Genomic DNA, 20,816 nt, shown 5'->3' with positions numbered 1-20,816 from the left:
AAAGATTATCTTAAAACCAAGGAGACATTATGTGGAAAATTGCCGTAGCCTTTATCGTATTTGCCGGAGCTGCTTTATTCTTTATTTTTAAAGCTGGCGACAAAGTGGACATGCAAGGCGAGGCAACTGGTCACGATATGACAGAAGTTTACTCAGCCAGTGCTACAGCATCGGCACCAGCAGCTCCTATGCCTGCCGACACTGCTGCATCGTCAGCCTCAGCATCAGCTGCAACACCAACCACTCCAGCGAGTGCTTCGTCAGAATCTGCGTCCGCCAAATAGGCTGTGTACACTCAACTAAGTTAAAGTAACTTGAAGTAATTTGCAGTAAATTGAAGTAGCTCGATATAGCTACGTAAAGATGCGGCACAAAAAATCCGGTGATGTACACCGGATTTTTATTTTTCTGATTTCATTAGCTTTATTAAGCAAAATGTAAACGTAGCGGACAGGTGAATATGAACAACAGAAAATCATATACTCCCCATAAAAGACAATCAAATATACCTCAATCCACAATAATATAGGGGGCGTTTAAAATATACTACCCCTTAGTATACAGAAAACAATCTCAATCCGATTCTTGAGGTAGTGCAATCGTTCGCAACTGAAACCGGCCATCATCATTAAACAACCAGGTTTCGATTAACTCCAATCGTCCATTTTTTACCAGATATGACGCCGGCTTAGGGTAAGGCGCACTGCCACGCAAACTTGCCAAGGCAGTTTTTTCTGCTGCCTGATCATGATTGGTACGCATTAATTCGCTACTCAGCAACTTACCATCAGCATTGATGGCAAACTTAACGACAATCACCGCCCGCAACAGCGCCTGCGGCCGGTCAGAATAAGTCGAGCTCGCGTTCTCACGACTGATATGCTGCGCCAGATCCTTTTTATAACCATTCAGAGTAAACGCCGATGAGTTAGTCGATTTTGTCGGTGCGGGCATTTTTTTCGTCTCTTGCGGTACACCTGGCTTGCTCGGCTGGTCTAACGGACGGCTTGCGCATCCGGCAAGCAAGCAAAAAAGAAAAAGGCTTAGTTTTGAACGTTGCATCATGAATTTCCCTTACTGTGCGGCATATTTCCACACCAGATTATCTGCACCAGACATCTCATGCATCTAGACTTTCAAGCGCCTGGGTGATGTCATTAATCAGATCCTCTGTATCCTCCAGCCCAATATTAAAACGCACCAGAATTCCGTCGTGCGACCAATGCTGACGCATCTGTTTAATCCGGTAAGGTACGCACAAACTATGCGCCCCACCCCAACTAAAACCGATTTTAAATAATTGCAGTGCATCGACAAAACGATCGGTCTGCTCTTCGGTGTAACGCGCATCAAACAAGACCGAGAATAAACCACCTGCGCCGGTAAAATCGCGCTTCCAGATTTCGTGCCCCGGACACTCCGCAAGAGCAGGATGCAAAACTTTGCTGATCTCCGGTCGGGTCTGTAACCACGCAGCGACTTTGCGTGCGCTCGCATCGTGTGCGTCAAAACGCAATTTCAGTGTCGGCAAATTACGCAAAACCAAATACGCGTCATCCATACCGACGCCAAAACCTAAACGCATATGCGCGGCCTGCAAGCGGGCATTCAACGTCTGATCACGCGTGATCACCGCCCCCATTAACACGTCAGAGCCGCCGCTTTGATATTTGGTCAGTGCCTGCATGATGATATCTACACCACAGTCAAACGCGGGAAAAGCAACACCAGCGGACCAGGTATTATCCAATGCGACCAAAACGCCTTTGGCATGTGCAGCATCACAGATTGCAGGAATATCAGGCACCTCCATCGTGACAGACCCCGGCGCCTCAGTCCAAATCAGCCTCGTGTTATCCCGTATCAGATCCGAAATACCCGCACCAATCAATGGGTCGTAATAGCGCGCACTGATGCCAAAACTGCGTGCGAGCCAGTCACCTAATTCACGGTTCGGGTTATAGACGTTGTCAGGAATAAGAACATCGTCACCACTTTGCAGAAATGCCATATCAACCAGCGTAATCGCCGCCAAGCCACTGGGGGCGAGCAAACAATGCTCACCCTGCTCTATTTCGGCCAGTCTGGCTTCCAAAGTAAAACTCGTCGGTGTTCCATGTAAACCATAGGTATAGGCCGATTTATTTTGCCAGCTACGCTCGCGCATCGCTGCTACGTTTTTAAACAAGACAGTCGAGGCATGGTGTATCCCTACAGGAAATGCAGCGAAACCCTCGGGTGCCTGATAGTCAGAATGGATTAAGGCAGTATTGCCACCGTGCTTTTTAGATGTAGTCATAATCGATGTCTAAGGAATGCATTTCAATCACAATGCGACGACATGATTTTACGATGTTTAATCTGAGGCTGAGCACACTGTGCTGTAACAAGACATTACGGCTACGCGGTGAAATGCCGGGGGAATAGTGTGGCTGAGAAAATTAATGATAAAAATTAAATGCGGATACCATTCGATTGCTGAATGAAGTGGGACAAAAATGGCACCAAGAAATGTAAGGCAAATCAGATCGAGAAAAACAACAGACACAACGTGAACTCACTCCACTCGTGTTGATGAAATGAGTTCTATTTTATATCCGACGCCTTTTTAACTGACTTGGTTGGCGCCGTATTAGCAGAGGCACTCGCGACAGCCACCATTTCGAGTACAAAATCTTTGACTACCTTGCCATCATCAGATTGCCATTTACCGCGCAATACCTTGCCCTCAAGCTTGCCATCCCATTGCCCCGAGACATCAACGCCATCCTCAGATTCCTCCATACTTAAAACATCACCGGTGACTTCACCCGCCAATAAAATTTTGTTACCTTTATTACGGCTGCTGCCAATGACAAGATAATCCCCCTCAACACTATCTATATCCTCAACTTTGGGCTGAAGACGCATTTGCACGGTGTCATCCCCCAATTTGCCGCGCCATTGATGCGCTTGCTTGAGAATAGAAACGGCAGCAGTCTTAACTGGCTGAGCTTGTGCCAGGGCTGTCGGAGATAGGACAATACACATCAGAGCGACGATGATGCCGCTCATGCTAAATCGGAGTTGTTGCATCTGACTATACCGCCTCGCCCCATAAATCATGCGCATCTGCTGCGGTGATGAGAACGTCGGCAAATTCACCGACTTTCAACTTACGATGGGGTTCAAATGGTGGTTTTACATACACAACACCATCAATCTCAGGGGCATCTGCAGCAGAACGGCCAACACCACCGCTACGATCGATTTCGTCAATCAGCACGCGAACGGTTTTACCGATTTTGGCTTGCAGGCGCTTTTTAGAAATACCTTCCTGCAACTCCATGACGCGACGACGACGATCTTCGCGAACCTCATCGGGGACAGGATTCGCCAGTTCATTCGCAGTAGCGCCTTCGACCGGAGAGTACGCGAAACAGCCTAAACGATCGATTTCAGCTTCTTTCAAAAAGTCGAGCAGATACTCAAATTCCTCTTCTGTTTCGCCAGGAAATCCTGCGATAAAAGTAGAACGGATCGTGATCTCTGGGCACATTTCGCGCCATGCCCGGATACGCTCAATATTTTTTTCGCCACTGGCAGGACGCTTCATGCGTTTCAGGACATCTGGATGCGCATGCTGCAATGGCACATCCAGGTAAGGCAAGACGTGACCATTGTTCATGAAAGGAATGATCTGATCCACATGCGGATACGGATAAACATAATGCAAACGCACCCAGGCGTTATGTTGTTTAGCCAAGTCACCTAAGGCTTCAACCAGCTGCGTCATATGAGTTTTCACCGGCTTGCCATTCCAGAATCCCATACGGAATTTCACGTCGACACCATAGGCACTGGTGTCTTGTGAAATTACCAGGAGTTCTTTCACGCCAGCTTTGAATAAATTTTCCGCCTCAAGCATGATGTCAGCGATGGGACGCGATACCAGATCGCCACGCATAGACGGAATAATACAAAAGCTACAGCGATGATTGCAGCCTTCAGAAATTTTCAGATAGGCAAAATGCTTCGGCGTCAGCTTAACGCCCTGTGCCGGTACCAGATCGATGAACGGTTCATGTGGTTTTGGCAAATGCACATGCACCGCATCCATGACCTCGCCCAACGCATGCGGCCCGGTCACTGCCAGCACTTTCGGATGAATGGACATAATCATGTCATCACCATTGGCATCTTTTTTCGCACCCAGACAACCAGTCACGATTACTTTGCCATTTTCTGCCAACGCCTCACCAATCGCATCAAGGGATTCCTGAACCGCGGCATCGATAAAGCCACAAGTATTCACGATCACCAGATCCGCTCCCTCGTAAGACTTGGCGGTATCGTAGCCCTCAGCACGCAACTGCGTCAGGATTTGCTCAGAGTCGACAAGGGCTTTGGGGCAACCGAGGGAAACGAAACCAACCTTGGGATTAGTAGCCGATGGAGTAATCGTCTGAATGGGAGTAGTAATGGACATAATGAAAAAGAGGTACAAAGCAATCCGCTATTGTACCTCTTCCCAGAGACATCTTATTTCTACTGTGATCTATTTCGACTTGTCGTCAGCCCCAAATGGGAAAACACCAAACATATTTTTAGTCTGGTTTTGCATTTGCTCTTGCATTTGTACAAACAGATTTTTGCTTTGCTCGATGTAATTCCCCATCATGCCCTGCATCATCGGTCCCTGTACATTCATAAACTGCGCCCACATCTCAGGACTAAACGGCTTACCTTCGTAGACACCTTTAGAATTTTCGGCAAGCTTATTTTGAATATCGATAAATGCCTGAATATTTTTTTCCAGATAATTCCCCATCATGCCCTGCATCGCGTGGCCATAATAACGAATGATCTGTGCCAGCGCGACACTGGAGAACATCGGCGTGCCGCCAGCTTCTTCCTCAAGAATAATCTGCAGCAAAATACTGCGGGTCAAATCTTCTCCCGTTTTTGCGTCAATGACGGCAAAGTCATCATTCTCAAGAACAAATTGTTTGACATCAACCAAGGTAATGTAGCTACTGGTTTGTGTATCGTAAAGACGACGATTTGGATATTTTTTAATCAAATGCTGCGTCGATTTTTTTGCACTATTCATTGAATTCTCAATTAATAAATCGTTAAGCTGATAAGAAGCAAGGATGGTTTCGCCCTGCTTACGCTAACGCACAATCTAAGCAAACAAATGATGTATTTTTATAAATAAAATAAAAATACGAGATCTGTTTGTCCCCTGTTTTTAATAGTACAACTTTTTTTCTTATAAATGACAAGCCCATCGAAATCTGTCGATTCCGATGGGCATTATTTTACCGCAATGCGACAAATCTCCGTCAGGAAATTAGCCCATATGCAAGCCACCGTTGATAGAGAAGTCGGAACCTGTTGCATATCCGCCATCATCAGAAGCGATCCAGGCAACGATGGAGGCAATTTCGCTAGGTTCTGCCAGACGCTTCACTGGAATACCAGAGACGATTTTCTCAAGCACATCTGGACGAATTGCACGAACCATGTCAGTACCGACGTAACCTGGAGAAACAGTATTAACCGTTACCCCCTTGGTTGCAACCTCTTGCGCCAATGCCATGGTAAATCCGTGAATACCAGCTTTTGCTGTGGAGTAATTGGTTTGACCAAACTGACCTTTTTGACCGTTGACTGAAGAAATATTGATAATACGTCCCCAACCACGATCTGCCATTCCGTCAATCACCTGTTTGGTGACATTGAACAAAGAGTTCAGATTGGTATCCATAACGGCATCCCAATCGGCTTTACTCATTTTACGGAACTGGCCATCCCGTGTAATGCCGGCATTATTCACCAGCACATCAACCTCACCGATCTCCGCTTTGACTTTTTCAAATGCTGCTTTGGTCGATTCCCAATCAGAGACATTGCCTTCAGATGCATGAATATCGTAGCCTTCAGCACGCATATCTGCCAGCCATTTATCTTTACGCGGTGAATTAGGACCGCAACCAGCAACGACAGTGTAGCCATCCTGGCATAAGCGCCTGCAAATTGGAGTCCCGATACCCCCCATACCACCAGTTACATACGCTATACGTTTTGACATTTTTATCTCCGATATTATTAATGAACGACTGAACTGACTAATCTGCTCTTACTTTGACATATCGCCCAGGTGCAGGCTCTATTGCCTTGTAACTTGCATTTCCGGGTTTCGCGGGAGCCTTCACCATTTTGCCACCATGCTCCCCCAAAAAACCTGCCCACTCTGGCCACCAGCTACCAGGATGTTCCGTTGCGCCATCAAACCATTTTTGCGGTTCGGCATCAAGTTTGCTATTGGTCCAATAGCTCCTTTTCTTTTTTGCAGGCGGATTGACGACTCCGGCAATATGTCCTGAAGCACCAAGAATGAACTGATTACGCGTTTTTTTCTTAGGATTCAGCAAAGCCGTTGAGGCATATGCGGCCTGCCAGGGGACGATATGATCTTCACGCGATCCATAGACAAATACGGGGGCATCAATTTTACCCAGATCGATGTGATTCCCCGCCACGGTCAGCTTACCCGGCTGTTTCAAGTTATTCTCAAGATAGGTATTGCGCAGATACCAGCAAAACATAGGGCCTGGCAAATTGGTACTGTCTGCGTTCCAATACAAAAGATCGAATGGCGGCGGGCTCTCGCCTTTGAGGTAATTCGATTGTACGTAATTCCACACCAAATCATTCGCCCGCAAGCTAGAAAAGGTACTGGCGAGATCGCGACCGGGCATCAGACCACCCTGACTTAAGGTCTGCTCGCGCATGCTGACCTGCATTTCATCGACGAACACATCCAGAATGCCGGTATCAGAGAAATCCAGCAACGTGGTCAACAGCGTCAGGCTGCTGGCCAGTTGCTCTCCACGGTCAGCCAGAGCTGCCAATGCGGTTGAAACAATGGTGCCACCGACACAAAAACCAAACACATTGATCTGGTCTTGCTTACTGATGCCTTGTACGACGCGGATTGCGGTGATGGCGCCTTCTTCGATGTAATCATCCCAGGTCACATGAGATAAAGATTCATGCGGATTTGCCCAAGACACGAGAAAAACTGTATGCCCCTGCTCTACAGCGTAACGCACGACTGAATTCTCAGGCTGCAGATCCAGAATGTAGAATTTATTGATGCAGGGAGGAACCATGAGCAAGGGGCGCTGATGGACAGTTTTGGTAAGCGGAGTATATTGAATTAGCTGGAACAGACGATTCTCAAAAACAACGGTTCCCTCGGTGGTGGCGACATTTTTTCCCACTTCAAATGCCGATTCATCGGTTTGTGAAATACGGCCTTTTTGCATATCCGCGAGCATGTGGCTAATACCTTTTGCCAGGCTCTCGCCTTTGCTCTCAATTAATTTCGCCTGCGCTTCAGGGTTGGTAACAAGAAAATTTGCCGGCGACATCGCATCGATCATTTGCTGCACCGCAAAACGAATTTTTTGTTTTACTTTTTCTGATGCATCGACAGATTCTGCCATCGCCATCAAAAAGCGCGCATTCAGCAAATAGGAGGCGGCACTGTAAGCATGCATTGCATGATTGTGCCAATCGGGGGACGAGAAACGCTTATCGCTGAAATCCGGAACTTTGGAGACAAAAAAATCTTGCCAAAGCTTCCCAAATTCTCGCATGTAATCGCCTTGAAGTTGGCTCATGACAGCAGGATCAATCTTTGCTCCCACCTCCTTCAACGCATCCAGCATCGGCAAATGGTTCATCGCCGCGGCAGGCGTCATCCACTCCTGCCATTTATCTTGATTCACTAGCTGTGACATCCAATCGGAGTACATAGCTTGAGGATCATAAGTCTTCATGCGTGCCTCCTGTTTTTCGCGTATTGTTGCGGTTACTGTATGGCTTTACAACGGCTTACTTATTTTCGTGCTTTGTGCTGACTACATGTTGTGGATGAACATAAGTTTATCTACAAATTCTTCTCGCTAACTCTGTTTTACTTATTGAATGAAATATTGGACTACGTAGTATGTATATTATTGCGATTGCCTGGATCTATGTTGTGCTCATGATGTCAATCACTGAGCAGACACCTGTTGCTGGAATTATGACGTTTTTAATGTACTGTGTGTTGCCTTTAGCATTATTTTTATATCTATGGCGCACGCCTGCCCGCAAAAAACAAAGAGAACGCGATGTTCAACTCATGAAAGCGGCATTAGCCAGAGATAAAACCAATGCGGACGACGCGCAATCTGAACAAAATAAACCGGTCAGCGAATAAAACAATTCACGGCGAAATCCAGATCAGGCTCGCCATACGACCAGTAACACCGTCACGCCGGTACGAATAGAATTGCCCTTTTTCTGTCACTGTACAACGATCTCCGCCGTGGACCTGATCCACACCGGCCTTGGCTAACACATAGCGTGCAAGTCCGTAAATATCTGCCAGATATTTTCCTTCTTCTGCTTTTTGTTTAAAAAATTTTTCCGAGGTACGCGCTCGTAATTGAAATGCATCAACCACATCCTGTCCCACTTCGAACTCATCAGGACCAATCGCTGGTCCCATCCAGGCAATAATGTTGTCTGCACCGGCATCCCGCATTTTGATTATCGTGTTTTGCAATACGCCAGCAGCCAGCCCACGCCAACCGGCATGAGCGGCAGCCACCACCTTGCCTTTATCGTCAGAAAACAAAACAGGCAAACAATCTGCAGTCAATACGGCACAGACCGTATTTGGTACGGTAGTGATTACAGCATCCCCCGAATCACCCGCATGCAATGTCGCCGCATCCAAGATAATTGTGCCATGTACTTGTGATAAGAATGTGACATCACCGGGCAAAAATCGATTTAGCATATGTCGATTACGGGCAACAGATTCCGGTAAGTCGCCAACATGATCACCGAGATTGTTGCCACCGCCTCCCTGTCCATCATCGTAGGGCACCTTGCTAAAACCACCCATGCGCGTTGTACAAAATCCCTGTACATGCAAAGGAACACCTTCCCAATCCGGATGAATGATGGGAAGGCTCATCAAGTCATTTACAGATTGCTTGATCGATTGGCTTGCTTGATCTGAAAAACTCATGATGCCCGTATCGACGTAATCCCCGCTTGCAATAGCAACTCAGAGAAATCATCCGCCAGATTTACCTCCCACTCCACGTGCTCATGGGTCTCAGGATGAATCAAGCCCAATTTACGCGCCTGTAAAGCCTGACGAGGGAAAAAGCGTGCCAGATGCTGCTTGCCATATAAAGTGTCGCCTACCAATGGAAAGCCCAAAGAATGCATATGTACGCGAATCTGGTGCGTACGCCCGGTTTCCAGCTGACAAGCAACCAGGCTCACCGGAAAACGCTCCAGCATACCGGCAGCGATTCTTTGATAGTGGGTGACAGCAGGTTTAGCCAGCATGCTCTCTGAAACCGCCATCTTGATTCTATCTTTTGGATGTCTGGCCATTGCGGCATCAACCGTACCAGAAGGTTTAGGCGTACCCCAGACCAATGCATAGTATTCGCGGCTAACCGTCCTGGCCTGTAATTGCCTGACCAGTTCTGTCTGCGCAATCAATGTCTTAGCCACGACCATTAATCCGGAAGTATCTTTATCCAGCCGGTGCACGATACCCGCTCGCGGCACACCTGCCAGCGCAGGAAAACGATGCAACAAGCCATTTAACAACGTACCGGACCAGTTACCCGCAGCAGGATGAACAACTAAACCGGCTGGCTTATTCAGTACAAGCAGGGAATCATCCTCATAAATAATATCCAGATGCATTGCCTCCGGCTTATAAGCACCTTCATCCGGCGCCGCTTGTGGCTGGATGATGATATCCTCGTCGCCGAGCACGGTGGTCTTACCTCGTACTATCTGACCATCCATGCTTACAAAACCCGCCTCTATCCATTGCTGAATACGGCTTCTTGAATATTGCGGAACCAGTTTAGACAAAGTCTTGTCCAAACGCTCGCCACAATCTGCAGGACTTAATTTCAAGGTGATTGTTTCGATTTGGGACGGTAAATCGTCAGGTTCTTCACCATCTTCAAGCTCGACAAAGCCTCCTTCAAGCTGAGTATCGGAGAAAATCGTTGCTTCAGTTGGTATCACATTAATTGCCATCGGCTATAATCCGTAAATTGTTTTCATGCACACGCAAAAATCTATGCAAATTAAATCTATAAAATTGTTTGGCCTCATCCTCGCTATGTCACTGGCAGGTTGCGGAGTATTCGGTGAAAAGACAGATGAAACCAAAACATGGAATGCTGCAAAATTATACGCTGAAGCAAAAGATGAATTGAATAATGGTGGTTATGAAAAGGCTGTTCAGTATTTTGAACGTCTAGAATCACGTTTTCCTTTCGGTACGTATGCCCAGCAAGCGCAGATGGAAATTGCCTACGCTTACTACAAACAAGGTGATCAGGCGCAAGCACTAGCCGCAGTTGAACGTTTTATCAAACTGCACCCTAATCACGAAAGCGTCGATTACATGTATTACCTGCGCGGCCTGATCAATTTTAACGATCAGCTCGGCATCATGAATTTCCTGGCGAACCAGGACATTACCGAACGTGATCCAAAAGCGTCTCGCGACTCATTTGATGCTTTCAAGCAATTAGCAGTGCAATTCCCTGATAGCAAATATACGCCAGATGCGATTGCCCGCATGAAGTATCTGGTTAATGCATTGGCACAATATGATGTACACGTTGGCAACTACTATCTGCGTCGTGGTGCTTACCTCGCTGCTGCCAACCGGGCACAGTCCGCCATTACCGAGTACCCGGATGCACCGGCAACGGAAGAAGCGATGTCGATTCTGGTCCGTTCTTATGATGCAATGGGTATGACAGAGCTGCGTGACGACGCTAATCGTGTGTTTATCAAAAATTTCCCGAACAGCCCTTATCTGAGCGGAAAAGGTAACAAAAAAACTGCATGGTGGAAGCTCTGGTAAGTCGCTCAGACGAGCAACAGATCAGCTGATCTCAGCCCAGCTAAAGTTAAAAGCCTCCTATACAGAGGCTTTTTTTACACCACAACGCGAAGAGAACACACTTAATCCACTAACTTGCGTCGAAAAATCCAGCGCTGCTGGTCTGACTCTTCCGGGTAGTAGGCGTAACCCTCAAGATCGAATTCTTTTAATTTCTCGGGATTGCTGATTTTATGCAGTGCGCAATAGCGCGCCATCAGGCCGCGGGCGCGTTTTGCATAAAAAGAAATGATTTTGTATTGCCCGTTTTTATAGTCTTTAAAAATCGGCGTGATCACGGATCCAGGCAATAGCCTCGGCTTCACTACTTTAAAATATTCTTCAGAAGCCAGATTGACCAGTATTTTATTTTTTTGCTGCGCCAATAGTTGACTCAAAACCTCTGTAACTTTATCTCCCCAAAACGAGTACAAGGTAGTTCCTTGAGCCGTTTGCAAGCGGGTTCCCATTTCCAGACGATATGCCTGCATCAGGTCATACGGTTTTAATACACCATATAAGCCAGATAAAATTCGTACATGATCTTGCAGATAATTCGACTGCGCCACCGTCAACAAAGGCGCTTGCAAACCTTCATAAACATCGCCATTAAATGCCAGCACTGCCTGCTTGACCTTATCACTCTTTGGTGTAGGCGACCAGGCGTGAAACCGCTCCACATTTAACTCGGCAAGACTGGGGGAAATATCCATCAGCGCCGATAACTGATCTGCCTTCAAGGTTTTTGCAATTTTGATCAACTTGGCAGCGTCATCCATTAATTCGGGATGACTCGCTATTTTTGTTTTTGCAGGTGTTTCGTAATTTAGACTCTTCGCAGGCGATAATACAATCAGCATAATATTTTCAAGAAAGATGACAGCCTCAATGATACCTAAGCGTGTGGTGCTTGACACCAATGTATGTCTGGATTTATTTGTATTTCGTGATCCGCGCTGGATTCTGCTCATGAATGGCCTCAATGAAGGCAGCATTAAGGCCATCACCCGTGACGACTGCCGGCAAGAATGGCTGGCCGTTCTTAATTATCCTCATTTGCCGGTTCAAACAGAGCAGAAAGAAAATATCATTCAAGAATTTGATCGTCTGATCGAGGTACAGACTCCACCAGAACCACTAGCCATCAAATTGCCTGTCTGCAGCGACAAGGATGATCAGAAATTTCTGGAAATAACAAGGGATACCAAAGCCGACGTACTCGTCACAAAAGATAAAGCCCTTTTAAAACTCGCGAGAAAAACCCGTCAACTTGGTCTGTATGAAATCGAGACTCCCGAGAAATTTATACTCAGGCTCACTCAATTCGCTCATGGAGTGTTGTAACTGGTGCGACAAGTCAGCATCAACTGACAAAGTCTTGAATAAATAGATGACAAATTTTATTTCCCGGGGTTATTCTAAGAGCATGCAAGTCCTGTTACCATGGAGTGAAATTACAAGACCCCGTGCTCCGGACAATCTAGTAAGATTAATCTGTATGAAATACCATGATGTTTGTGGACAAATTCACAAAATTATCACAGCGATTATGGAGAATAGAGAACTATGACCGATTCAGCAGATGATTTGGACGCATTATTCGAAGAGATGGCCAATCAGCGTGTCGAGGCAGCGGTTCCGCCTTCAGTTGCTACTGAGCCAGTTGCGGCCGCTCAAGACATTCCCCCACCTGCCAAATTAAATTTACACAGCAGCACTGAAGGCGACTCTAGCAAGCCCATGTTTGATCGCTTAGGCGGACTTGTCAGGATGATGCACGATTCTATGCGTGAACTGGGTTATGACCGTTCACTATCAGACGTCGCATCACAAATTTCAGATGCGCAAGGACGACTTGAATATGTCGCCTCCCTGACAGAACAGGCCGCCAACAAAGTATTGAACGCAACTGATGCCGGTATGCCAGAACAAGATGCCTTAGCAAAAAGTGCAAAGGACTTGGACAGCCGCTGGAGCAATGTGTTTGCCGGCACAATGAGTGTCGATGATTTCAAAACACTCGCAACAGACTCAAAACAATTTACACATACCGTGGTCGCCTCCACAGACGCAGAAAAAGCCCGGCTGTTAGACATTATGATGGCGCAAGATTTCCAGGATCTGACTGGCCAGCTCATCAAAAAAGTGCTGATTATTACCCAGGCAGTTGAACGGGAACTCGCACAAATTCTCATTGACAACGCACCTACCGAATTGAAAGAAAAAGCCATCGAATTGATGGAGGGTCCTTCCGTTCCAAATGCTGCACTAGAACAGGACGACGTAGACAACCTACTTGATAGTCTGGGCTTCTAATGGATGACATGCTAAAAGAATTTGTTGTCGAGGCTTTGGACTTGGCGACAAACGTAGAAGAGCATCTGCTGACTCTGGAGCGGAATCCGGGCGACATGAACACATTGAATGCCGTGTTCAGGTCGTTCCATACGATCAAGGGTGGTGCCGGATTTATGAATCTAACTGCCATGGTCTCGGCATGTCATTTAACAGAAAACCTGTTCGATGCGCTCAGGACCGGTCAGGCACCGGTAACACCCATTGCAATTGAAGCCGCACTGGAAGCCAGTGGTTTTGTGGCAGATCAACTGACGGCTTTATCCAATGGCACACACCCGGATCAGTTATCTACCATGCCCAAATCCTTGGAGCAGGTATTGACTGATGCCATTGAAGGCAAGATCACCTCCAGAAAAAAATCCAATGCTGTACCCGCCGCACCAGAAAAAGTAGTCGAGGTTGCACAGACGGCAGTCGCAAGCAAGGAGCCAGGCAGCGATGGCGTCAACTGGGAAGCGTATTTCCGTGCAATCACACCACCGGGCACTTTGCCAGAGCCGGCAGCAGCAGAACCGGTCAAGATCAGTGAAGAACACGAGGCGGTCAAAACCTCACTCGCTACGGCAGAAACAGTCAAACAAAACGCACCGGCTAAAGAAGAAAGCATCCGTATTGATGCGGTAAAACTGGATGTCTTACTGGAAGTCGCGGGCGAATCTGTGCAAGCGGCAAACCAAGCCGCCGTTCTGCTGGAAAAACTATCTCAATTCAAATTCGACGGTCAGGCAGCGCCGCTGATGTCGGCACTTACAGAAACCCTGACCCGCGCCTCACGTTACTCAACCGAATTGCAGCGCGCCACGCTGGCTACCCGCATGCAACCGGTGGGTCGGTTGTTCCAAAAATTCCCGCGGCTGATTCGTGAACTTGCACGTGACCTTGGCAAAGATGTCGATCTGAATATTTCGGGTGCAGAAACAGAAGTGGATCGCGTTGTGGTTGATAGCCTTTACGATCCTTTGGTCCATATGCTGCGCAATGCGCTTGATCACGGCATAGAAACGGCAGAAGAACGCACAGCAACGAAGAAATCACCGCGCGCCACGATTTCCCTGAAAGCCTGGCAAGAAGCAAGCAGTGTAATGATAGAAGTAACGGATGACGGAAAAGGTATGGATGCCCAACGTCTTCGTGACAAAGCAGTATCAAAAGGCCTGATCAATGCACATGATGCGCGCACTGATGACGAAGCCTTCCAGCTCGTCTTCCTGCCGGGTTTCTCCACTAAGGAAGTTGCCTCCAGCGTATCCGGTCGTGGTGTCGGCATGGATGTGGTCAAAACGGCCGTAGAGCGTCATCGCGGTGCCATTCGTATTTCGTCGAATCTCGGCACTGGTACTACGTTCCTGATTCGTTTGCCGATTGAACTGTCGATCGTACCGACGATGCTGGTACGTACCGACGGTGCTTCACTGGCATTGCCAATGGCCACGGTGCAAAGGGTCGTCGAATTGCCGGAAACCTTTGAAAGCGTTGGCGGTCATCCGGTGTTACGTGATTTAGGAAGACCATTACCGGTGCGCTCGCTCGGACAAATTCTGGGTTATGAAAAGAGTTCAGAGAGAGTTGGCATTGTGATTGCCGCGCCAAATCCGTACATCTTATCGGTCGATTCTGTCGATGGCACTGCCGATCTTGTTATTAAGCCACTGACCTGCATTACGACACCAGGCATCACCGGCACCGCCCGCTCTGCCGAAGGTGAACTGGTTCTGGTAACCAGCCTGTCATTTTTGCTCGACGGATGCAAAGTCGGCGAAAGACTCAGCGCGTAATCTATTTAGCGGCGCACTAAGCACTTCCTGGCTCTTGTGTTGATGAAAATCACAAGAGCCAGAAAATCTTAATTTACCGTATCAAACTCCTGTACAAACACATACTCCCCCACATAAATAGAAAAACATGCCTCACTCCGCATATTTTTCTAAGATGTTGAAAATATACTCAGATGGGGTATATAAAAACACACGCTATCCCCAGTTTATTTTGCAGATAAAAAGTCGCCAAACTGTGTGAACTCAACGAAGTTCGCCTTAGTCTGTCAAAATGGCAGCACTTTCCATGCATCTGCCCTCTCACGACTATTCAGCAATGTCCGACCACACCGATATGACCGCAATAACGCCAGTAACCGAACATGCCGAACTGACTAAACTCAGTCTTGCCAATCAATTCGCCCAACTACCCGCTGCTTTTTTCACTGAATTACAAGCAACGTCGCTACCTGAACCTTATCTCGTCGGCGCAAGTGCCAAAGTAGCGGATATTATCGGCTTGTCATCTGCTGTGTTTGACGACGGATTATTCACAGAACTGTTCACTGGGAATCAGATAATCGATGGCAGCAAACCCTTGTCGGCCGTGTATTCGGGACATCAGTTTGGTGTCTGGGCTGGTCAGCTGGGCGACGGACGAGCGATCTTGCTGGGGGATATTGCGGCAAAAAATATAGCTGATTCGGCAAACGGCAGGATAGAAATCCAACTCAAAGGCGCGGGCATGACGCCCTACTCTCGCATGGGCGATGGCCGCGCTGTCTTGCGCTCATCAATTCGAGAATTTTTATGCTCGGAAGCCATGGCTGGCCTGGGCATACCTACTTCCCGCGCGTTGAGCGTCACAGGTTCCGATCAGTATGTGATGCGCGAAACGCCCGAAACAGCGGCGGTCGTGACTCGTCTGGCACCTAGTTTTATTCGCTTCGGATCGTTCGAACACTGGTACTACAATAACGCGCCGGAACATCTGCAAACACTGGCAGATTTTGTACTCAACAATTACTACCCCGCATTACTCAAACAAGACAATCCGTACCAGGCGTTATTGCAAGAAGTCACACAGCGCACGGCAAAACTGATGGCGCAGTGGCAGGCCGTTGGCTTCATGCATGGGGTAATGAATACGGACAATATGTCGATACTGGGCTTGACGCTCGATTACGGCCCGTTCGGCTTTATGGAAGCATTTAATCCGAATCACATTTGTAACCACACCGATACGCAGGGTCGCTACTCCTACCGCATGCAACCTAAAATCGGCCACTGGAATTGCCATGCACTGGCGCAGGCACTTTTGCCATTAATCGGCACCGTGGACGATACACAAGCTGCGCTATCCGCCTATCAACCAGCATATCAAGAGGCACTAGATCATTTATTACACCTGAAGTTTGGTCTGACTCCTCTCTCCGGGCATGCCAGTGCTGACGGTAAACTATTCGATCAGTTTTTCGATCTGATGCAGAAAAACGGTGCTGATTTCACGCATAGTTTCCGGCATCTCAGTCACATCAACATCGACAAATCCGCACTGGATGATCAACTCCGGGATGGCTTCCTTGACCGTTCGGCTCTGGATCTCTGGCTGGAGCAATATCGCCAGCGCTTACAGGCAGAGCAAAGCAATGACCAGACACGTCAACATGCCATGCAAAAGGTCAATCCTAAATATATACTGCGCAACTACCTCGCACAGATTGCGATTGAAAAAGCACAGAAAAAAGACTACTCCGAAGTGGCGACCTTATTACAAATTTTAGAAAACCCCTTTGATGAACAAGCCGAGCATGACGACTATGCCGCCCTTCCACCCGACTGGGCTCGCGAATTAGAAGTCAGTTGCTCATCCTAATAAAGGAAACACCATGTCAAAAGTCACCAAAACCGATAAAGAATGGCGCTCCATGCTCACAGACATGGAATATGAAGTTACCCGCCACGCAGCGACAGAACGGGCCTTCACCGGCAAATTCTGGGATCACCACGAAGCGGGCATTTATACCTGCGTATGCTGCAACACACCTTTATTCGAATCAGACGCCAAGTTTGATTCTGGCTGTGGCTGGCCAAGTTATTTCAAAGCTCTCAATCCCGCCAACGTACTAGAAAAAGTAGATCGTACTCACGGCATGACGCGCACCGAGATATTGTGTAATATCTGCGACGCCCATCTAGGGCATGTGTTTCCCGACGGTCCGCCACCAACGGGATTGCGTTATTGCATCAATTCCGCGTCCCTGCGATTTGAGCCTAAAGCATAATCAGGCTGATTAAATCCTTGTTTTGAAAAGTTGCTATGAAATTTTTGTTTGATATTTTTCCGGTACTCCTGTTCTTCATCAGCTTCAAGCTTGGAGAGCGCAATCCGGAAATCGCACAGAGTCTGGTAGATCAATACCTGTCCGGATTTATCTCCGGAGGCAAACCAGTAGCGGATCTGGCTCCCATATTAATGGCCACGGCTATCGCCATCATCGGCTCCGCTCTGCAATTTAGCTACCTTGTCATCCGGCGCATAAAAATTGATGCATTGCTATGGATCTCTTTTATCGTCATCGTTGGCTTCGGCAGCGCAACGATCTATTTTCATAGTGAAACTTTTATTAAATGGAAACCGACCGTCATCTACTGGTGCTACGCCATTGCATTTTTGCTAGGACAATTTTTATTCAAAGCCAATTTACTTAAAGCAACAATGGGAACACAAATTACGCTGCCCGAGGATGTCTGGTTTAAATTGAGCCTCGCATGGATCGCGTATTTCAGCTTGATGGGCATCCTCAATTTATATGTTGCCTTCTCTTACCCGACGACGACCTGGGTCAATTTTAAACTCTACTCCGTTGGTGCCTTACCGGTATTTATTGTCGTCCAAAGCCTGTTTTTGGCAAAATACATGGAAGAACCGACATGAGCGATCGCCCGAACCGTATTGAAAAACGCCTCAAAGAAACTTTGCAGCCCCTCAGCTGTCAATTACAAGACGACTCTGCCGCACACCATGGCCACGCCGGCGCCGCCTCCGGTGCCGGTCATTTCAGTGTAAAAATAGTTTGTTACCAATTTGAGGGGCTAAATCGTATATCTCGACATCGACTAGTGTATGATGCCGTTGGCGATATGATGCACACGGAAATTCATGCACTTGTAATTGTTGCGCTGGCTCCGTCAGAGATACCGACCTAACCACTTTGTTTTTACTTACTTTGTTATTTTAGGAACAGATAATGACCTTTAAACCTGCTCATTTGCTGGTAGTACTTCTCGCAACTGCCTTGCCTGCAATGGCTCAAAATCTCGCCGTAGTTAACGGTAAAGCTATCCCGTCCAGCCGCGTTGACGCTATGGTCAAACAATTGGCAGAACAAGGCCAAAAAGATTCTCCAGAACTGCGCGCGATGGTAAAACAAGAATTGATCAACCGCGAAGTCCTGATGCAAGAAGCGGACAAAGCTGCCGTAGCGGCAAACCCAGATGTCAAAACACAACTGGAAGTAGCGCGTCAATCGATATTGATCCGTGCACTGATGATCGACTTCGTCAAAAAGAATCCGGTCACTGATGCTGATATCAAAGCTGAATACGACAAAGCAAAGTCTCAGGCTGGCGACAAGGAATACCACGCTTACCATATCCTGGTAGAAAAAGAAGACGAAGCAAAAGCAATCATCCTGAAATTGAAAGCTGGCGCAAAATTTGACGAACTGGCAAAACAATCCAAAGACCCTGGCTCAGCAGCCAAAGGTGGCGATCTGGATTGGGCATCACCAGCAAGCTATGTAGCACCATTCTCACAAGCTCTGGTCGCACTGCAAAAAGGTCAATTCACTGAAACGCCTGTCAAAACAGAATTCGGCTTCCACATCATCAAACTTGACGATGTACGTACTGCTAAATTCCCAACGATGGAAGAAGTAAAACCACAGATCGTGAACAACCTGCAACAGCAAAAAGTTCAGGCTTACCAACAGTCTCTGTTGAAAAAAGCAAAAATCCAATAATTGACGCTGATTAATCTACAATGATTAATCGACGCCAATGAATGGTTTGCTTCAATAAAAAAGACGCTTCGGCGTCTTTTTTTATTTTGTCGTCGCCATTCAGAGGCATGATTAAAAAATTTAAAGAAATTTAAAAAATATAAATAAAATCTATGTTCGAACTGTTCATCAGAGGCGATTGACGCTCCAGTTTTATCGATCAATTTTGTCGCTCAAGATAGCTGTTCAAACCTTGTAGTATCAGCCACTCTCAAAATATACTCCCTTCGCACCCATCTCCCACTGCCTATCACGGCGCTTCCTGCACTCAAAAGTTATATCCAAACTTATTTTTCTTCATAGGAAAAATATGCATAAACACATCTAAATATCTTCGTGTACGGAATAAAAACGCAATGTAATACTCGCTTCACATTCGTTTTTTTCAGGTCTTAGCATGACTCCAGTACTCAATCGATTGCCATATCCGGCGCAATCTTCAACACCAGCTTTTGCTCCGCTCTCCAAACCCGTATCAGCAGATTCACATGCAGGATCAAACGATGCCATCATCATCGCCCGGCATCTTGCCGAACGACTCGCCACCACCGCATCAGAACGCGATCAGATTGGTGGGCACGCAGCTAAAGAGCGCGAATGGATCAGAGAATCCGGTCTGCTGACGCTCTCAATCCCCAAGGAATTTGGTGGCCAGGGTGCCGACTGGTCGACCGTATATCAAGTGATTCGCATCCTTGCCAAAGCCGATAGCGCGCTCGCACATATTTTTGGCTTCCATCATTTGCAGCTCGCCGGCATTCAGCTCTATGGCAACACACAGCAACAGCGCCGCCTCCTCACCGCATCGGCAGAACAGCAATTTTTTTGGGGGAATGCACTCAATCCATTAGACAAGCGCACCATCGCGTCCCCTGGCAAAGGTGGCTACATTCTCAATGGAGTAAAAAGCTTCTCCTCAGGATCGGTCGGTTCAGACTGGCTCACGATCTCAGCCTGGGATGAGACAACACAAAGCGCGCTCGTTGCGGCCATTCCGACAAACCAGCCGGGTATTACCGTGCAGGCAGACTGGGATGCCTTTGGACAAAAACAAACCGATAGCGGCAATGTTCATTTCGCTCACGTGTTTTTACCAGACGAATGGGTATTGCAAGGCCCTGCACAAACGCCGACACCACAGGCAACGCTACGATCACAAATCGCACAATTAGTCATGGTGAATCTCTACCTTGGCATTGGTCTGGGCGCATTCGACGCTGCGCGCAACTACACCAACGATGAGGCAAAAGCCTGGTTTGCCTCAGGCGTCAATGCGTCTGCTGAGGACCCGTTCATTCAACACCGCTATGGCCAGCTATGGATGCTGTTGCGCCCGGCAATTGCGCTAGCGGATCAGGCAGCAGCGACTCTCGACCAAGTGTTCGATAAAGGCGTATTAGTCACGGCCAATGACCGTGGAGAGCTCGCGATTGCTATCGCAGAAGCCAAATATCTTGCGCATCAGGCTGGCATTGAAGTCAGTTCGCAAATGTTTGAACTGACCGGAGCACGTTCCACCTCGTCCCGGCACGGCTACGACCGGTTCTGGCGTAATGCACGTGTGCACACTCTGCATGATCCCATCGACTACAAATTGCGTGATCTTGGTCGCTATGTACTCGATGGACGGTTGCCTGAACCAACGCCATATTCTTAAGAAAA

22 protein-coding genes are annotated in these 20,816 nt (G+C 47.5%); 12 read left to right on the top strand and 10 right to left on the bottom strand.

The window, feature by feature from the left end; genetic code table 11:
• Positions 1-29 precede the first annotated feature (29 nt).
• Positions 30-284, top strand: a complete 255-nt coding sequence (locus tag ACO0K3_RS02095; RefSeq protein ID WP_422981429.1) for a hypothetical protein — start codon at positions 30-32, stop codon at positions 282-284.
• Between the two features lie 289 nt (positions 285-573).
• Here ACO0K3_RS02095 and ACO0K3_RS02090 read toward each other — a convergent pair whose 3' ends face one another.
• The 7 genes from ACO0K3_RS02090 to phaC form a co-directional block, all read right to left on the bottom strand.
• Positions 574-1,065 carry an energy transducer TonB gene (locus ACO0K3_RS02090; RefSeq protein ID WP_422981427.1) on the bottom strand — a complete coding sequence of 164 codons (492 nt, stop codon included), beginning with the start codon at positions 1,063-1,065 and terminating at the stop codon, positions 574-576.
• 55 nt (positions 1,066-1,120) lie between these two features.
• Positions 1,121-2,299, bottom strand: coding sequence for a cystathionine beta-lyase (locus ACO0K3_RS02085; protein ID WP_422981425.1), 1,179 nt, complete (start codon positions 2,297-2,299; stop codon positions 1,121-1,123).
• A 287-nt stretch (positions 2,300-2,586) separates the two neighbouring features.
• Entirely contained in the window at positions 2,587-3,075 is a 489-nt protein-coding gene (locus ACO0K3_RS02080) for a hypothetical protein (protein ID WP_422981423.1), read from the bottom strand.
• Between the two features lie 4 nt (positions 3,076-3,079).
• Positions 3,080-4,468, bottom strand: a complete 1,389-nt coding sequence (gene rimO / locus ACO0K3_RS02075) for a 30S ribosomal protein S12 methylthiotransferase RimO (protein WP_422981421.1) — start codon at positions 4,466-4,468, stop codon at positions 3,080-3,082.
• Positions 4,469-4,537: 69 nt separating this feature from the next.
• Positions 4,538-5,092 (bottom strand): polyhydroxyalkanoate synthesis repressor PhaR, encoded by a 555-nt coding sequence (phaR, locus tag ACO0K3_RS02070; RefSeq protein ID WP_422981419.1) that lies wholly within the window; start codon positions 5,090-5,092, stop codon positions 4,538-4,540.
• Positions 5,093-5,335: 243 nt separating this feature from the next.
• Positions 5,336-6,076, bottom strand: coding sequence for a 3-ketoacyl-ACP reductase (locus ACO0K3_RS02065; RefSeq protein ID WP_422956899.1), 741 nt, complete (start codon positions 6,074-6,076; stop codon positions 5,336-5,338).
• Positions 6,077-6,113: 37 nt separating this feature from the next.
• The gene (gene phaC / locus ACO0K3_RS02060) at positions 6,114-7,832 is read right to left on the bottom strand and encodes a class I poly(R)-hydroxyalkanoic acid synthase (RefSeq protein WP_422981417.1); all 1,719 of its coding nucleotides are present in this window, start codon (positions 7,830-7,832) and stop codon (positions 6,114-6,116) included.
• A gap of 170 nt (positions 7,833-8,002) precedes the next feature.
• Between phaC and ACO0K3_RS02055 the strand changes: the two genes are divergently transcribed.
• Entirely contained in the window at positions 8,003-8,257 is a 255-nt protein-coding gene (locus ACO0K3_RS02055; protein ID WP_422981415.1) for a hypothetical protein, read from the top strand.
• A 6-nt stretch (positions 8,258-8,263) separates the two neighbouring features.
• Here ACO0K3_RS02055 and pgeF read toward each other — a convergent pair whose 3' ends face one another.
• Both pgeF and ACO0K3_RS02045 read right to left on the bottom strand, forming a co-directional pair.
• The gene (gene pgeF / locus ACO0K3_RS02050) at positions 8,264-9,022 is read right to left on the bottom strand and encodes a peptidoglycan editing factor PgeF (RefSeq protein WP_422981413.1); all 759 of its coding nucleotides are present in this window, start codon (positions 9,020-9,022) and stop codon (positions 8,264-8,266) included.
• 50 nt (positions 9,023-9,072) lie between these two features.
• Positions 9,073-10,119, bottom strand: a complete 1,047-nt coding sequence (locus ACO0K3_RS02045) for an RluA family pseudouridine synthase (protein ID WP_422981411.1) — start codon at positions 10,117-10,119, stop codon at positions 9,073-9,075.
• A 43-nt stretch (positions 10,120-10,162) separates the two neighbouring features.
• Here ACO0K3_RS02045 and ACO0K3_RS02040 point away from each other — a divergent pair, with 43 nt between their 5' ends.
• Positions 10,163-10,960: an outer membrane protein assembly factor BamD gene (locus tag ACO0K3_RS02040; protein ID WP_422981409.1), complete on the top strand. Its 798-nt coding sequence runs from the start codon at positions 10,163-10,165 to the stop codon at positions 10,958-10,960.
• 101 nt (positions 10,961-11,061) lie between these two features.
• On the opposite strand, the gene yaaA is transcribed toward ACO0K3_RS02040, so the two are convergent.
• Complete coding sequence (gene yaaA, locus ACO0K3_RS02035; protein WP_422981407.1) at positions 11,062-11,838, bottom strand: peroxide stress protein YaaA; 777 nt, start codon at positions 11,836-11,838, stop codon at positions 11,062-11,064.
• 16 nt (positions 11,839-11,854) lie between these two features.
• Here yaaA and ACO0K3_RS02030 point away from each other — a divergent pair, with 16 nt between their 5' ends.
• The 9 genes from ACO0K3_RS02030 to ACO0K3_RS01990 all read left to right on the top strand — a co-directional run bounded on the left by ACO0K3_RS02030 (position 11,855) and on the right by ACO0K3_RS01990 (position 20,811).
• Positions 11,855-12,322, top strand: coding sequence for a putative toxin-antitoxin system toxin component, PIN family (locus tag ACO0K3_RS02030; protein ID WP_422981405.1), 468 nt, complete (start codon positions 11,855-11,857; stop codon positions 12,320-12,322).
• A gap of 222 nt (positions 12,323-12,544) precedes the next feature.
• Positions 12,545-13,294, top strand: coding sequence for a protein phosphatase CheZ (locus ACO0K3_RS02025; protein WP_422981403.1), 750 nt, complete (start codon positions 12,545-12,547; stop codon positions 13,292-13,294).
• A complete protein-coding gene (locus tag ACO0K3_RS02020) occupies positions 13,294-15,111 on the top strand; it encodes a chemotaxis protein CheA (RefSeq protein WP_422981401.1) in 1,818 nt (605 codons plus the stop codon). The genes ACO0K3_RS02025 and ACO0K3_RS02020 overlap by 1 nt, the downstream gene beginning before the upstream one ends.
• Positions 15,112-15,445: 334 nt before the next feature.
• On the top strand, positions 15,446-16,966 hold the full coding sequence (locus ACO0K3_RS02015; RefSeq protein WP_422982093.1) for a protein adenylyltransferase SelO: 1,521 nt from the start codon (positions 15,446-15,448) through the stop codon (positions 16,964-16,966).
• A gap of 13 nt (positions 16,967-16,979) precedes the next feature.
• Complete coding sequence (gene msrB, locus ACO0K3_RS02010) at positions 16,980-17,375, top strand: peptide-methionine (R)-S-oxide reductase MsrB (protein WP_422981399.1); 396 nt, start codon at positions 16,980-16,982, stop codon at positions 17,373-17,375.
• 35 nt (positions 17,376-17,410) lie between these two features.
• Positions 17,411-18,028: a septation protein A gene (locus tag ACO0K3_RS02005; RefSeq protein WP_422981397.1), complete on the top strand. Its 618-nt coding sequence runs from the start codon at positions 17,411-17,413 to the stop codon at positions 18,026-18,028.
• On the top strand, positions 18,025-18,300 hold the full coding sequence (locus tag ACO0K3_RS02000; RefSeq protein WP_422981395.1) for a BolA family protein: 276 nt from the start codon (positions 18,025-18,027) through the stop codon (positions 18,298-18,300). Before ACO0K3_RS02005 ends, ACO0K3_RS02000 begins: the two co-directional genes overlap by 4 nt.
• 41 nt (positions 18,301-18,341) lie before the next feature.
• The gene (locus tag ACO0K3_RS01995; RefSeq protein ID WP_422981393.1) at positions 18,342-19,115 is read left to right on the top strand and encodes a peptidylprolyl isomerase; all 774 of its coding nucleotides are present in this window, start codon (positions 18,342-18,344) and stop codon (positions 19,113-19,115) included.
• 436 nt (positions 19,116-19,551) lie between these two features.
• The gene (locus ACO0K3_RS01990; protein WP_422981391.1) at positions 19,552-20,811 is read left to right on the top strand and encodes an acyl-CoA dehydrogenase family protein; all 1,260 of its coding nucleotides are present in this window, start codon (positions 19,552-19,554) and stop codon (positions 20,809-20,811) included.
• Positions 20,812-20,816 lie beyond the last annotated feature (5 nt).

This window comes from Undibacterium sp. Rencai35W (genome assembly GCF_049340185.1).
Taxonomy (GTDB): Bacteria; Pseudomonadota; Gammaproteobacteria; order Burkholderiales; family Burkholderiaceae_D; genus Undibacterium.
This window is presented reverse-complemented; position numbering and strand designations above follow the sequence as displayed.